Raw genomic sequence first — 14588 nt, forward strand, 5'->3', positions numbered from 1 at the left:
CTCGGGTGCCCCGGCAGCGCGGCGAGGTGCGGTGCCGGGCGGCGCGGGCCAGGCAAGATCCGGAAGAGACGGCCTAAGGCAGTTGGCGGGTTCGGGTCCAGGCGAGGAGGTCGGGGGCGGACCAGGTGTTGACGACCCGGTCGGCCGTCACCCCGCATTCCAGGGCGCGTTCGCACCCGAGGGTCTGCCAGTCGAGCTGTCCGGGGGCGTGCGCGTCGGTGTCGATCGCGAAGAGGGTGCCCGCGGCCACCGCGAGCCGCAGCAGCCGGCGCGGCGGGTCCAGCCGCTCGGGCCGGCTGTTGATCTCCACGGCGGCGCCCGACTCGGCGCAGGCCGCGAAGACGGCCTCGGCGTCGAACTCGGACTCGGGACGGGTCCGTCCCGTCACCAGGCGTCCGGTGCAGTGGCCGAGGACGTCGAGGTGGGGGTTGCGTACGGCGGCGACCATCCGCCGGGTCATGGCGCGGGCCTCCATCCGGAGCTTGGAGTGGACGGAGCCGACGACGAGGTCCACCTCGGCCAGGAGTTCCGGCTCCTGGTCCAGCGAGCCGTCGTCGAGGATGTCGCACTCGATGCCGGTGAGCAGCCGGAACGGGGCCCAGGTGGCGTTGAGTTCGGCGACCGTGCGCAGCTGTTCCCGCAGCCGTTCCGGGGAGAGGCCCCGGGCGACGGTCAGGCGCGGCGAGTGGTCGGTGAGCACCGCCCACTCGTGCCCGAGGGCGGCCGCGGACCGGGCCATCGCCTCGATGGGGCTACCACCGTCGGACCAATCCGAATGCATGTGGCAGTCGCCGCGCAGGGCGGCGCGCAGGGCGAGCGCCCCGGGGCTGGGCGGCGGGCCCTCGGGGTGGGCCGCGGCCTTCTCCTCCAGCCCCCGCAAGTACGCGGGGATCTCTCCGCCGACGGCTTCGCGGACGACCTGTGCGGTCTTCGGGCCGATCCCCCTGACCGCTTCGAGGGTGCCCGCGCCGATCCGTTCGGCCAGTTCGCCCTCCCCCATCCGGCGGACGGCGGCGGCCGCCGTACGGAAGGCCTGGACCCGGTAGGTCGGCTCCTGGGCGCGTTCCAGCAGGAACGCGATCCGGTCCAGCGCGGCCACCGGGTCCATCGCGCGTCTCCCTCCGCGAAGCGGCGGAGAGGGGGCCCGGGTCAGGGACCCGCACCCCCTCTCCGCCCGGGTCAGGCGCCGTCGGCCGGGCCGGCCGCCGGACGGAACTGCAGGGCCAGACCTGCGAGTACGGCTCCGGCCGCGGCGCTCAGCACGGCCGCGATGCCGGCCCACTCCAGGGAGCCGCCGACCGCGCCGCCGAGCGGGTCGAACCCGGCGACGCCGCCGATCACGTGGAGCCCCGCCACACCGAGCGCGACCACCGCGCCGGCCCGCCAGGCACCGGCCGTGTCCCGTACCGCCAGCAGGGCGCCGGCCGTCAGGCAGAGCAGGGTGACGGCCAGGGCGAGCAGCCCGCCGGGCTCGCCGGAGGCCAGGGCCGCCGGATCGCCGGGCACGTGCAGCGCACCGCAGAGGAGCAGGGCCAGCGCCACCGGCCAGCGCAGTATGTGGCGCAGCGCGCCCGATGCCGGCGCTGCCGGGCCGCGGTCGGCGGTCAGGGACCGGGGCGTGCCCCGGGCCGGGGCCGCACGGTCCTGCGGTGCGGGCGGGTGGACGGGGGGACGTGCCCGGTCCGCCTGCTCGGGCCTGCGCTGCGGGGGCTGTTCGCCGGTACCGAGGATGCTGACGAGCAGCGCCACGTCCTCGATGGGCCGGCCGAGGGCGGCGGCCCGCAGCGTGATGTCGGCTTCGACCCGCTCGTGCGGGGGCTCGCCCAGCAGGGTCACCATCTCGCGGACCTCGTGGACGGGCCGGGCCACGGCGGCCGCGCGCAGCGCCGTGTGTCCGGGGTTGGGGACCTGGCCGGATTCCTTGAGGAGGTTCACCAGATCGGTGACCTCCCGCACGGAACGGCCCGTGGCCGCGGTCTCCAGGACGGTGTGCGCGGAGGCGTCCCCGGGCCGGGCGCCGGGGTCCGGGCCGGGTGCGGCCCCTGCCCCGGCCCCTGTGCCGATCCCTGTGCCGGTCCCTGCCCCGGGACCGGCCCGCAGGCCTGTCCCGGGATCTGCCGGGATGCCTTCCGGGCAACCGGGAGCGGTCCCGGACTCGGGCCGCGACTCGGGCTCGGGGCCGAAGTCGGGGTCGTCCGTGTCGGGGGCCGATGGCCAGACGTCCGTGGTGTCGGGGAGCCGGCGCGGTTCTTCGTACTCCGTCGCGGCGAGCGTGATCGGGTCATTCATGGAAAGCTCCGTTCGCCGACGCGCGGGTCTACACATCGCACGCCGGTCATCGTGCGTCATGGGAAGCGCACGCTTTGTTACATTCAGCGGCACCCGGCTCCGCTGCGCCATTCGGGGCGGGCAAACGGGGGTCCCCCGCGGTGCCGCGGGCCCGGGCGGCTCCTGTCGTGGGCATGGTGGGGGCATGAAGGGTACGGAGGTACTGGCCGATGCGTTCGGCCGGATCCAGGGCATCGTGCACGAGGCCGTCGAGGGACTGGAGCCCGCCCGGCTGGACGAGCGGATCGACCCGGGCGCCAACTCGATCACCTGGCTCGTCTGGCACCTGACCCGGATCCAGGACGACCACGTGGCGGACGCGGCCGGCTGGGAACAGGTCTGGCACGCGCAGGGCTGGGAAGAGCGGTTCGGGCTCGGCCTGCCCCGCGGGTCGACCGGCTACGGACACACCGCCCGCGAGGCCGGCGCCGTCCGGGTCGGCTCCGGGGAGCTGCTGCTGGGGTACTTCGACGCCGTCCACGAGCAGACCGGGCGGTTCCTGCGGGGGCTGTCCGCCGCCGATCTGGACCGGGTGGTCGACGAGCGGTGGGACCCGCCGGTGACCCTCGGGGTACGGCTGGTCAGCGTGATCGGTGACGACCTCCAGCACGCGGGGCAGGCGGCCTTCGTCCGGGGCGTGCTGACGAGGGGCCGCTGATGGCCTCCCGCGGCGCGGCCGGCCTGCCGGTCCTGCTCCGGTCGGCCCCAATCCGGTCGGCCTTGCTCCAGTCGGCCCTGCTCCGGCCGTTCCCGCTCCGGCCGGCCCTGCTCCGGCCGTTCCCGCTCCGGCCGGCCCTGCTCCGGCCGTTCCCGCTCCGGCCGGCCCTGCTCCTGGCCCTGCTCCGATCGGCCCTGATCCTGCCGACCCGACGACGGCTGACCCTTCACCGGCGGGTCATGCTCCGGCCGGTCGCGCCCCGATCAGCCCTGCGGCAGCCGACCCTCCCCCGGACGGTGCTGATCCGGCCGGCCCCGCGACAGCGGATCCTGCGGCAGCCGGCCCTCCTCCTGCCTGCCCTGCTCCTGCCCGTCGTGCTCCTGCTGTCCGCCGGTCCGGCGGCGGCAGCCGGCCGGTCGGCCACGGGCGTCCGGGCAGCCGTCGCCGACCGGCCGGCCGCCCCGGCCCCGCTCGCTGCCCCTGCCCCGTTCCCCGCCTCGGCCCTCTTCCCCGGCGCCCTCCCCGGCCCCCTGCCCGGGGCACCCGCCGGCGGAGACGGCGGGCGGCCCGTGATGGAGACCGATCGGGGGGCCGTGCGCGGGCGTGAAGCCGTCGGGTACCGCACCTTCGAGGGGATCCCGTACGCCGCTGCGCCGACCGGGCCGCGGCGCTGGCGGTTTCCGGAGCCCTCCGCGCGCTGGACGGGCGTACGGGACGCCGGTGCGCCCGGGGCCCGTTGTGTGCAGCTGCCCGCGGTGGGGCCCGGTGGCCCGAGCGGCTCGGAGGACTGCCTGTTCCTCAACGTCACGGCCCCGAAGGCGGCCGCCACCGCGCCCCGGCCCGTGATGGTCTGGTTCCACGGCGGCGGGTTCATGAACGGCGCCGGGGACCTCTACCGGCCGGGCCGGCTGGCGTCGGAGGGCGGGGCCGTGGTCGTCACGGTCAACTACCGGCTCGGGATCTTCGGCCTCTTCGGGCATCCCGGGCTCGGCGGAGCCCCCGCCTTCGCGCTCGCCGACCAGCAGGCCGCCCTGCGCTGGGTGCGGGCGAACGCGGCCCGCTTCGGCGGCGATCCCGGTAACGTCACCGTGTTCGGCGAGTCCGCCGGCGCCCTCAGCGTCTGCCTGCACCTCACCTCCCCCGCCTCGGCCGGCCTGTTCCACCGGGCGATCGTGCAGAGCGGCTCCTGCTCGCTGACTGTCCCGCCGCGCTCGTGGCTCCCGACGCTGCCCGCCTACGAGCCGTTCGCGCCGGAGCCCCTGACCGTGGCCCGGGGAACCGCGGCGGCGGTCCGGCTCGGCTGCGGGCGGCCTGCGGACGCCGAGGCACTGGAGTGCCTGCGCGGCCTCGCCCCTGAGGCCCTGGCGACATCCGAACTCATGATGCTCTTCTCCGCGGTGTCCTACGGCACCCCGCTGCTGCCCACCGAACCCCGACGGGCCCTGGAACGCGGGGAGTTCCACCAGGTCCCGGTGGTGCAGGGCTCCACCCGCGACGAGATGCGGATCTTCCTGGGGCAGACGCTGGCCGCCTACCCGGTCGCCGACCCGCAGGCCTACCGCTCCCGGCTGCGCGCCGCGTTCGGGGCACGGGCCGCACTCGTCGAGGCCGCCTATCCGGTGACGGCCCATCCGACGCCCGCGCTGGCCTTCGCCGCCGCGCTGACGGACGCCTCCTTCGTCTGCCCGCAGCTGCGGGACAGCCGGGCGCTGGCGCGGCACGTGCCGACGTACGACTACGGGTTCGACGACCGGGGCGCCCCGGACTTCAGCGGGCTCCCGCCGGTGCCCGGCTTCCCGTACGGGGCTTCGCACGGGTCGGAGCTGCCGTACCTCTTCGACACCGGGCTCCCGATGAGCGCCGCGCAGCGGGTGCTCGCGGAGCGGATGACCGGCTACTGGACCCGGTTCGCGGCGACCGGCGATCCCAACGCCCCCGGGACGGGGCCCTGGTGGCCGCGCTCCCCCGCCGTACTGTCACTGGCACCTGAAACCCTGGGCGGCATCGGCCCCGTGGACGCGGCCGCCCGGCACCACTGCGGGCTGTGGGACTCCGTAGAACAGGCTCTCGAAAGGACGGGCTCGTGACCGCTCTGACCGACATCCTCCAGCCGTTCGTGGACGACGGGACCGTGCCGGGGGCGGTGGCCCTGGTGGACCGGGGCGACGGCAGCGAGCCCGAGGTGGCCGCCGTGGGCAGCGCGGACGCCGGGGGCGGGGCGCCGATGGTGCGCGACTCGATCTTCCGGCTGGCCTCCCTGACCAAACCGGTCACGGCCGCGGCGGTCATGATGCTGGTGGAGGACGGCCGGTTCGCGCTCACCGACGCGGTCGCGCCCTGGCTGCCGGAGATCGCGGCCCCGGTGGTCGTACGGACCCCCGCGAGCCCGGTCGACGAGGTGGTCCCGGCGAAGCAGCCGGTGACCGTGGCCGACCTGATGACCTTCCGGGCCGGATGGGGATTCCCCTCCGACTTCTCGCTCCCCGCGGTCGCACCGCTCTTCACCGAGTTGCGCCAGGGCCCGCCGCAGCCGCAGGAGGTCGCGGAGCCGGACGCGTGGATGGCCGCCCTGGGCCGGATCCCGATGCTGGAACAGCCGGGCGGGGCCTGGCTCTACAACACCTGCTCGGACGTGCTGGGGGTGCTGATCGCCCGGGTGGCGGGGTGCTCGCTGCCGGAGTTCCTGGCGGAGCGGATCTTCGAGCCGCTGGACATGCCCGACACCGGTTTCGCCGTGCCGGCGGGGCAGTCGGGCCGGTTCACCCACCTGTACCGGCCGGGCCCGGACGGGGGCCTCGACCTCGTGGACGCGCCCGGCGGGCAGTGGAGCTCCCTGCCCGCCTTCCCGTCCGGCGCGGGCGGGCTGGTCTCCACGGCGGACGACTACCACCGCTTCGCCCGGATGCTGCTCGACGGGGGCGGCCCGCTGCTCTCGGCCGATTCGGTGCGGCGGATGACCACCGACTGGCTGACCCCGGCGCAGCGGGCCGGCGCCGCGCTGTTCCTGGAGGGCCAGGGCTGGGGGTTCGGCGGGTCGGTCGACGTGACGCCGACCGACCCGTGGAACGTGCCGGGCCGCTACGGCTGGCTCGGCGGCACCGGCACCGCCGCCCACATCGTCCCCTCGACGGGGGCCGTCACCGTCCTGCTGACCCAGCGGGAGCTGACCGGGCCGTCGCCGTGCCCGGAGACGATGCGCGCGGTGTGGGCGTACGCGGCGGCTTCGTAGCCACGGCGGCGGCTTCGTAGGCCGCCACGCCCTTCCGCAGGTGCGCCCTCCGCCGTCAGTGGTTGTCGGTCGGCCGCAGGTCGTGCGGGATCAGCGTCCAGGTGGTCGCCGCGGCGGCGATCGCGAGGACGCCGGCCATCAGGAACGCCGGGGTGATCGCGAGGGTGTAGGCCTGCGAGGCGGCGTCGAGCAGGGTCCGGCCGACGCCCCCGCCGAGCTGTTCGGCGGTGTGGGCGGCCTCGCCCACGGAGTCGCGTACGGCGGCCAGCAGGGTGGAGTCCAGGTCCAGGGCCGGGAGGTTGCCCCGGTAGAGCGCGGCTGCGGTGGAGCCGAGGATGGCGACGCCCATGGCCGAGCCGAGCTCGTAGCAGGTCTCCTCGATGGCGGCGGCGCTGGAGACCTCGTCGGCCGGGGCCGCGGAGATCAGGGTCACCGAGGCCACGGTGGTGGCGATGCCCGCGCCCAGGCCCATGATGGTCAGCGCCGCGGCGAAGGCGGGGTAGCCGAGGCCGGTGAACTGCTGGAGGGTCCAGGGCAGGGCCATGCCCGCGGCGAGGACCACCAGACCGCCGCCGAGCACGTGGCGGATCGCGAAGCGCTGCATGAGGGTCGGGGCGACCATCGAGGCGCAGATCAGCGCGAGCGGGGCGGGCAGCAGGCGCAGGCCCGCCTCCAGCGGGGAGTAGCCCTGGCCGTACTGGAACCACTGGGTGACCAGGAAGAGGATCGCGCCCATGCCCACCATGGGCAGGAAGATCGCGGTGGCGGCCACGCTGAAGGCGGGCTTGGTGAAGAGCCGGACCTGGAGCAGCGGGTTGTCCACGCGCAGCTGGCGGCGGACGAACAGGGTCAGCGACACGGCGGCGAGGATCAGCAGGGCCCAGGGCAGCGGGTCGGCGACACCGCTCTTGCCGAGCTGCTTGATGCCGCCCGCCAGGGCCAGCATGCCGACGATCGACTGGGCGACGCCCGTCCAGTCCCACTTTCCGGCGGAGCGCGGGGAGCGGGATTCGGGGAGGTAGCGCAGGCCTGCCGCGACGATCACCACGGTGACGGGCAGGTTGAGGAGGAAGGCGGAGTGCCAGCCGTAGTCCTGGACGAGCAGGCCTCCGACGACGGGGCCGAAGGCCATGCCGCCGCCGAAGACGGCGGCCCAGACGGCGAGGGCGAAGGCGCGTTCCTTGGCGTCGGTGAAGACGCTGCGCAGGATCGACAGGGTGGAGGGCATGATCGCGGCGCCGCCGACGCCGAGCAGGGCGCGGGCCGCGATGACGTGCCAGGCCTCGGTGGAGAAGACGGCGATGAGCGAGGCGAGGGCGAAGATGCCGAAGCCCGCCATGAGCAGGCGCTTGCGGCCCCAGCGGTCACCGAGGGCGCCGGCGGTGACCAGCAGACCGGAGAGGGCGAGTGCGTAGATGTCGATGATCCACAGCTGCTGCACGGCGCCCGGCTGGAGGTCGCCGACGAGCGAGGGGAAGGCCACGTTGAGGATCGTGGTGTCCATGGAGATGAGCAGGAGACTGCCGGAGAGGATCGCGAGCACGATCCAGCGGCGCGGGTCCTGCGTGGGGGTGTGCATGGGGGTTCCGTTCACGGTTGTTTCACGGTCTTCAGGGGTCCGCGCGGCGCGGTCGTACGTCGACGGGCGCTACGCGGAGGGGTGCGGGGTCAGGCCGCCGGGGACGGCCGGGTTCCGCTGAGGAAGGAGGCGAGGACGAGCCGGCCGATGTCGCGGCGGGCGAGGTGTCCGTCGCGGACGCCCTCGGCGGCGGCGTCGAGCAGTCCCCACAGCGAGTACCAGATCCAGTACGCGGGCAGGTCGACGCGGAGCCGGCCGAGGCGCTGGCCCATCGCGAGGAAGGCGAGGGCCCGCTGGTCCTGGCGCTGGATCCCGGCCCGGAACTCGGGGTCGGCGAGCACGGTGGCATCGCGCGAGGTGAACCCGTAGAGGTGCGCGGCGGGCAGCAGCCCGGTGACGAGTCGCTCGAGCGCGGCGTCGAACTCCGCTCCGCCGGCGGTACCGGGCAGGTCGGCGGGGGCGAGGCACCCGTCGACGACGTGGATGGCCCGGACGGCCACGGCTTTGAGGAGTGCCTCGCGGGTGGCGTAGCGGCGGCTGAGGGTGGCGCGGCTGATCCCGATGCCGCCGGCGATGTGCGCCATGGAGGCGCTGTGGTCGCCGGCGAGCACGCCCGCGGCGGCGTCCAGCAGCTCTTCTTCGTTCATCATGCGATCCTCCTTCGTATCAAACGATACAAATTTGTCTCACATGAAGCAAGTCTGATTCACGGATGAGCAGGTGAACGGGCTGGGGAGCGGGCGAGCAGCAGACTCAGCCCTGTTCTTCCGTGCCCGTGCGGGCACGGGCACCCGAGCGGGTGCGGCCCGTGGTCTGGGCGCGTTCCGGATGGCGGCGCACGTACTCGCGCTCCAGCTCGTCCATCCGCCGGGTGTGCGTGACCAGCGCGTCGTCCGATCCGTGCAGCAGGGTCTCGTGACGCGTGCGGTGGATGGCTTCGAGCTCCTTCATCAGGCGGCCCTCTTCCAGCCCGCCCGCCGACGGCCCGGCCTCACGTGCCTCGTGCTCCGCCATGGCAGGTCACCTCTCCCTCGGCCGGTCCGGGCGCCTCGCCCGGCCGCGCTCATCCCATCATCACCGAGGCGGCAGAGGGCTGCGCGGTCGCGCGGGCCGCGCAGCTGCGGGCCACCTCGTCGGCGAAGGCGCGGGCGAGCGGAGCGAGGGCGGACCAGCGCCGGACGGCCCAGCCGACGGCGAGCGGCGGCAGCGCGGGGACCGACACCAGGCGGAGCGGGCCGTCCGATCCGGGGACCTGCCAGCCGGGCAGCGCGGGGACGACGGCGTGGCCGAGGCCCAGTTCGGCGAGGAGGAGGGCGGTGTCCCAGTCGGCGGCGCTGGTGTCGGAGCTGATCCGGATGCCCGCCTCGGCGAGGGCGGCGTCCAGGTGGGCCCGGGAGGTGGAGTTCTCCGGCAGCCGGATGTGGCGGAGGGCTCCGAGTTCGGCCGGCTCCAGGCGGGAGCGGGCGGCGAGCGGATCGTCGGCGCCGACCGCGAGGACCCAGGGCAGCTCCATGACGGGCCGCTGCTCGATGCCCCGTACGGGGGCGCCGATGGTGATCCACGCGAGGTCGAGGTCCTCGGCGGCCAGGGCCTCGAAGCAGCTCCGGCTGGAGTTCTCGGTCTGGAACTCCAGGCTGACCCCGGGGTGGGCGCGCCGGAAGGCGACGATCGCCCCGGCCATGAAGTGGCGCACGGTGGTGGCCCCGGTGGTGACGCGGACCGAGCCGCCGTCGCCCCGGACGAGGGCGTCGAGCCGACGCAGGGCGCCGTCGAGCCCGGCGATCCCGTCGGCGGCGGCCGCCTGGAGGATCAGACCGGCCCCGGTGGGCGAGACTCCGCGCGGGTGCCGCTCCAGGAGCGCGGCGCCGGTCTCCTTCTCCAGGCGGCGGATGTGCTGGCTGACGGCGGACTGGGTGCGGCCGAGGTCGCGGGCGACGGCGCTGAGGCTGCCGGCCCGGCAGACGGCGACGAAGACGCGGAGATCATCGAGGGTCACAACCCCCAAGGTATCCCTTGGGGGTTACCAGAAATCCGGAGGATTGACTTGGATGTCCGGCTGCCCGACGATCACTTCACGGCCCAGGGCGGCAACCCGGTCCCGCCATCGCGAGGGCGGGACCGGGTGCCGACCCGCTGCCGCTAGGCCGCGGTGGCACCAGCCGCACCGGCCGTACCGGTGAGCTTGGCCAGGACCTGGTCGCGCAGGAGCTCGTACTCCGTGCGCAGGCGGCGCAGTTCGCTGTCCGGGGGGCGGGGTATGACGATCCCCTCGGTGACCTGCTCCTCCGGTGCGAACTGCTCGCGGGTGAGGTCGATCTCTATGCCGAGGCCCAGGCGGTTCCACCAGTGGTAGTCCACGCGCTCCCCGTCGACGAGGACCTCGCCTCGGATCAGCTCGCCGCCGAGCAGGTCGTTGAGGACGAGCGCGGTGACACCGCACTGGTCACGGGCCGGGTTCTCCCTGGTCCACCGGTCGCGGTACTCGGGCGTGCACGTCATCGCGCTCCAACTGCTGCGGACGGCCCGGTCGATGTCGGTCAGAAGGAAAGGTGTCATGCCGCCCATCCTCGCAACCGGCACTGACAACGATCCAGACCCCGGCCGACCGTCCGGTCGGATCGTGCGCGTTCCGGTCATTCGCGCTGCGGTTCCGTGCGCGTTCCGGTCATTCGCGCCCGGGGCCGGCCGCGAGGAGTTCGCCGATGACCTGCCGGGCGATGGACGCCATCCTCGGGTTCGTCACCCGGTAGTAGTTCAGCTCCATGAGCGCGATCGACAGGGCCCAGCCGCGTGCGCGGGTCCACATCGCGTCGTCGGCCCCCACCGCGGCCCGGAAGGCGGGGCGGGCCGCGCCCGGGAGGACGTACCAGGCCGGGATCAGGTCGACTGCGGGGTCCCCGAGGCCCGCGCAGCCGAAGTCGATGACCGCGCCGAGCCCGCCGCCGTCCGCCAGGAGCAGGTTCCCCGGTTGCAGGTCGGCGTGGATCCAGACCGGCCCGCCGGGCCACTCGGGAGCGCGAAGGGCCGTGTCCCACAGGGCGGTTGCCGCTGCGGCGTCGACCGCGCCGTCGGCGTCGAGCGCCGCGATCACGGTGCGGACCTCGGAGTCCCGCGCGGCCAGGGGTTCGCTGCGGTAGGAGGGCGGCCCGTCGGCGGGATCGACCCGGCGCAGGGAGAGGACGAACTCCGCGAGGTCCCGGGCGAGCAGCTCCGGTTCCGGAAGGCGCCCCGTCACCGGGATCTCGCCCGGGAGCCACCGGTAGACGGACCAGGGCCAGGGGTACCCCTCGGCGGGCCCGCCGATGCCCAGCGGCACGGGTACGGCCACCGGCAGCGAAGGGGCGAGCCGCGTCAGCCAGTTCTGCTCGGCCTCCACGTCGCCGGCGGAGCCCGCCGTACGGGGAAGGCGTACGACCATGTCGCCACCCAGCCGGTACATGGCGTTGGAGGTGCCCGCGGTGTCGACCCGCTCGACGGGAAGGCCCGCCCACCGGGGGAACTGAGCGGCGATCAGCCGGCGTACGAGCGCGGTGTCGATGTCCGGTTCTCCGGCGTGCATGCGGTCGGGGTGGGACGTCTCCGTGGCGTCGGGCATGGGCACCTGCATCTTCCTGAGCGGTCCGGGATCGGGGCGTCCGCCATGATCGCCGACCCGCTCTGCTCCTTTCCATTCCTTTTCATTCGTTGACGGGAGGGGCCGCCGCGCCGGGCCCTCCGCACTTCAAGTCGGGTCGGATGCGGCCGTCCGGGCGCCCCGGACGGATGTGGCATGGAGGGAGGGCGACATCCCGTCAGGGTGTGGCCCGCCCGCCCGCGCCGGGACTCTCCGGCGGGCGGCACCATCCGTACGACCCCAGATCGTGAGTGATTCCCGTGACGGTCACCAACCCCGCTCAGGAGCCCTCCTCGGCCTCGAACGGCGTCTACACCTCGTCCCTCGGGCGGGCCGCCCTGCCCAGGGACCGCTTCCCCGTCCCGTCCGCCGACCCCGAGGCCGTGTACCAGCTGATCCACGACGAGGTGGAGCTCGACGGGAACTCCTCCCAGAACCTCGCCACCTTCTGCACCACGTGGAGCGAGCCCCTGGCCCGGGCGCTGATGGGCGAGAGCCTCGGCAAGAACATGATCGACAAGGACGAGTACCCGCAGACCGCCGAGATCGAGCAGCGCTGCGTGCGCATGCTCTCCGACCTGTGGCACGGCCCCGATCCCGAGCACGCCCTCGGCTGCTCCACCACCGGGTCCAGCGAGGCCTGCATGCTCGGCGGCCTGGCCATGAAGTGGCGCTGGCGCAAGGCCCGCCAGGCGGCCGGACGGCCCGCCGACCGGCCGAACATCGTGTGCGGTCCGGTGCAGATCTGCTGGAAGAAGTTCGCCCGCTACTTCGACGTCGAGCTCCGCGAGGTCCCGCTGCTGCCCGGCGCCACCGGCCTGCGTCCCGAGCAGCTGCGCGCGCACGTCGACGAGAACACCATCGGCGTCGTCGCCATCCTCGGCGTCACCTTCACGTGCGACTACGAGCCGGTCGCCGCGCTCGCCGCCGAACTCGACGCCATCCAGGCCGAGACGGGCCTCGACGTCCCCATCCACGTGGACGCGGCCAGCGGGGGCTTCATCGCCCCCTTCGTCCAGCCCGACCTGGTCTGGGACTTCCGGGTCCCGCGCGTGGTCTCCGTCAACGCCTCGGGCCACAAGTACGGTCTCGCCCCGCTGGGCGTCGGCTGGGTCGTGTGGCGCGAACCGGAGCTGCTGCCCGAGGAACTCGTCTTCTACGTCGACTACCTGGGCGGCAACATGCCGACCTTCGCGCTGAACTTCTCCCGACCCGGCGGCGAGATCATCGCCCAGTACTACCTCTTCCTGCGCCTGGGCCGGGAGGGCTACCGGCAGACCCAGCAGAGCTGCCTCGACACGGCCGCCCACCTCGGCGAACAGATAGCGGCGATGGGCCCGTTCACCCTCCTCTACGACGGCCGCGGCGCGCTGCCCGGTATCTCGTACACCCTCACCGACCCCGGCAGCACCCCCTACACGCTCTACGACCTCTCGGCGAAGCTGCGCGAGCGCGGCTGGCAGATCGCCGCCTATCCGCTGCCCGCGGACCGCCAGGACACCGTCGTCCACCGCATCCTGGTCCGCCGCGAGATCAGCTACGACAAGGCATCCCTGTTCCTCGACGACATGCGGCGGGCCGTCACCCAGCTGTCCGGCGCCGTTGCCGCCCCTGCCCCCTCGACCGCCGGGCCGGTCTCCTTCCACCACTGACCGCGATCAGAGGTCCGCCATGCCCACGAGAGATCCGACTCGACCCGCTGCCCGGCCCGTTGCCCCACCCGACACCCGGGCCGTCCTGACCGAGGCCGGCCGGGCGAGGGGCCTGACCGTCCCCGCCGTCGGCCTGATGACGGCGGCGTCCGTGATCACCAGCCTCCGCGGCCTTCCGATGATGGCCGAGGAGGAGATGACGATGTTCGTGTACATCGGCTTCGCCACCCTCCTCTTCCTCATCCCCGCGGCCCTGGTCTCCGCCGAACTCGGCAGTGCCTTCGCCAGCCGCAAGGGAGGCGTCTACGACTGGGTCGGCGAGGCCTTCGGCCGGCACTTCGGCTTCACCGCCGTCTGGCTCCAGTGGATCCAGAACGTCGTCTGGTACCCCACCGGACTCGGCTTCGCCGCGGCCGCCGTCGCCTTCGCCGTGCACGACCCCTCGCTCGCCTCGAACCACGTCTTCGTCGGCCTGTTCTGCATCGGCGCGTACTGGCTGGCCACCCTGGTCGCCCTCAGCGGCACCGGGTTCCTGGTGAAGATCGCCAAGCGGGGCTTCGTCCTCGGCACGGCCCTGCCGGGACTGATGCTGCTCGGCCTGTTCGTGTACTGGATCGCCTCCGGCCACCCGATCGGCTGGGAGCACGCCGCGGCCACCGCGGTCACCAGCCACGGACACCCGCGCTTCTTCCCCGCGCTCACCGGGCTCAGCACGCTCGCCTTCCTCGCCGGGATCCTGCTGCTCTTCGCGGGCGGCGAGTCCCAGGCGGTGCACGTCTCGGAGATGGACCGGCCCGAGCACGGCTACCCGAAGGCCATGTGGATCGCCGCCGGACTGGCCTTCGCGATCTTCACGGCCGGGTCCCTCGCCGTGGCGGGCATCCTCCCGTACGGCGACATCAGCCTCACCTCCGAAGTCTTCGACGCCTTCCAGTCCGTACTCGGCGGCGCACTGCACGTCGGCTGGCTGGTCCCGCTCGTCTCCGCCCTGGTCGGCTACGGCGCGCTCAGCGGCGCCCTCGCCTGGATCAACGGCCCGAGCAAGGCCCTGCTCTCCACCGCCCGGGACGGGCTGCTGCCGCCGGCCCTGGCGCGCACCAACAAGAAGGGCGCCCAGCGCAACATCCTGCTGACGCAGGGCGTGATCGTCACCCTGATCTCTTCGATCTACCTGATCACGCCGAACGTGTCCGCCGCGTTCTTCCTGATCTCGGCCATGACGGTCTGCCTCTACATCGTCATGTACCTGATGCTGTACGCGGCCGCCATCCGGCTCCGCTACACCCACCCCGAACTGCCGCGCAGCTTCCGCATCCCCGGTGGCAACGCGGGCATGTGGGTGGTGGCCGGCACCGGCTTCGCCGCCGTGGCCTTCGCCCTGGTGCTGTCCTTCGTACCGCCGGCCCAGCTGCCCATCGGCAGCCCGGGCACGTACGTGGGCCTGGTCGCCGCCGGTCTGGTGGTCTTCACCGGAGCACCCGTCCTGCTCTGCAGGCTGGCCAAGCCGTCCTGGCGGACGCAGTAGCGGC

13 protein-coding genes are annotated in these 14588 nt (G+C 73.9%); 5 read left to right on the forward strand and 8 right to left on the reverse strand.

Features of this window, described 5'->3' with window-relative positions; translation table 11 throughout:
* Positions 1-73 precede the first annotated feature (73 nt).
* Positions 74-1108: a PHP domain-containing protein gene (locus tag NLX94_RS00005; protein ID WP_254380382.1), complete on the reverse strand. Its 1035-nt coding sequence runs from the start codon at positions 1106-1108 to the stop codon at positions 74-76.
* A gap of 71 nt (positions 1109-1179) precedes the next feature.
* The gene (locus NLX94_RS00010; RefSeq protein WP_254380384.1) at positions 1180-2289 is read right to left on the reverse strand and encodes a hypothetical protein; all 1110 of its coding nucleotides are present in this window, start codon (positions 2287-2289) and stop codon (positions 1180-1182) included.
* A gap of 184 nt (positions 2290-2473) precedes the next feature.
* Between NLX94_RS00010 and NLX94_RS00015 the strand changes: the two genes are divergently transcribed.
* The 3 genes from NLX94_RS00015 to NLX94_RS00030 are packed head-to-tail and all read left to right on the forward strand — an operon-like array spanning position 2474 to position 6215.
* Positions 2474-2986: a DinB family protein gene (locus tag NLX94_RS00015; protein ID WP_254380386.1), complete on the forward strand. Its 513-nt coding sequence runs from the start codon at positions 2474-2476 to the stop codon at positions 2984-2986.
* Positions 2986-5073 (forward strand): carboxylesterase/lipase family protein, encoded by a 2088-nt coding sequence (locus NLX94_RS00025; protein ID WP_302168618.1) that lies wholly within the window; start codon positions 2986-2988, stop codon positions 5071-5073. Before NLX94_RS00015 ends, NLX94_RS00025 begins: the two co-directional genes overlap by 1 nt.
* The gene (locus tag NLX94_RS00030; RefSeq protein WP_254380388.1) at positions 5070-6215 is read left to right on the forward strand and encodes a serine hydrolase domain-containing protein; all 1146 of its coding nucleotides are present in this window, start codon (positions 5070-5072) and stop codon (positions 6213-6215) included. Before NLX94_RS00025 ends, NLX94_RS00030 begins: the two co-directional genes overlap by 4 nt.
* A gap of 55 nt (positions 6216-6270) precedes the next feature.
* Here the strand turns inward: NLX94_RS00030 and NLX94_RS00035 are convergent, their stop codons facing one another.
* The 6 genes from NLX94_RS00035 to NLX94_RS00060 form a co-directional block, all read right to left on the reverse strand.
* The gene (locus NLX94_RS00035) at positions 6271-7794 is read right to left on the reverse strand and encodes an MFS transporter (protein ID WP_254380390.1); all 1524 of its coding nucleotides are present in this window, start codon (positions 7792-7794) and stop codon (positions 6271-6273) included.
* 89 nt (positions 7795-7883) lie between these two features.
* Positions 7884-8444 (reverse strand): TetR/AcrR family transcriptional regulator, encoded by a 561-nt coding sequence (locus NLX94_RS00040; RefSeq protein WP_254380391.1) that lies wholly within the window; start codon positions 8442-8444, stop codon positions 7884-7886.
* 103 nt (positions 8445-8547) lie between these two features.
* Positions 8548-8808: a DUF6158 family protein gene (locus NLX94_RS00045; protein WP_254380393.1), complete on the reverse strand. Its 261-nt coding sequence runs from the start codon at positions 8806-8808 to the stop codon at positions 8548-8550.
* Positions 8809-8857: 49 nt separating this feature from the next.
* Entirely contained in the window at positions 8858-9790 is a 933-nt protein-coding gene (locus NLX94_RS00050) for a LysR family transcriptional regulator (protein ID WP_254380395.1), read from the reverse strand.
* Between the two features lie 143 nt (positions 9791-9933).
* Positions 9934-10350: a hypothetical protein gene (locus tag NLX94_RS00055; protein ID WP_254380396.1), complete on the reverse strand. Its 417-nt coding sequence runs from the start codon at positions 10348-10350 to the stop codon at positions 9934-9936.
* Positions 10351-10459: 109 nt separating this feature from the next.
* Positions 10460-11389: an aminoglycoside phosphotransferase family protein gene (locus NLX94_RS00060; RefSeq protein WP_254380397.1), complete on the reverse strand. Its 930-nt coding sequence runs from the start codon at positions 11387-11389 to the stop codon at positions 10460-10462.
* Between the two features lie 278 nt (positions 11390-11667).
* Here NLX94_RS00060 and NLX94_RS00065 point away from each other — a divergent pair, with 278 nt between their 5' ends.
* Positions 11668-13059 (forward strand): glutamate decarboxylase, encoded by a 1392-nt coding sequence (locus NLX94_RS00065; protein WP_254380398.1) that lies wholly within the window; start codon positions 11668-11670, stop codon positions 13057-13059.
* 19 nt (positions 13060-13078) lie between these two features.
* Complete coding sequence (locus NLX94_RS00070) at positions 13079-14584, forward strand: amino acid permease (RefSeq protein WP_254380399.1); 1506 nt, start codon at positions 13079-13081, stop codon at positions 14582-14584.
* Positions 14585-14588: the final 4 nt, after the last annotated feature.

This window comes from Streptomyces sp. TBY4, from assembly GCF_024213195.1.
Classification (GTDB): Bacteria; Actinomycetota; Actinomycetes; order Streptomycetales; family Streptomycetaceae; genus Streptomyces.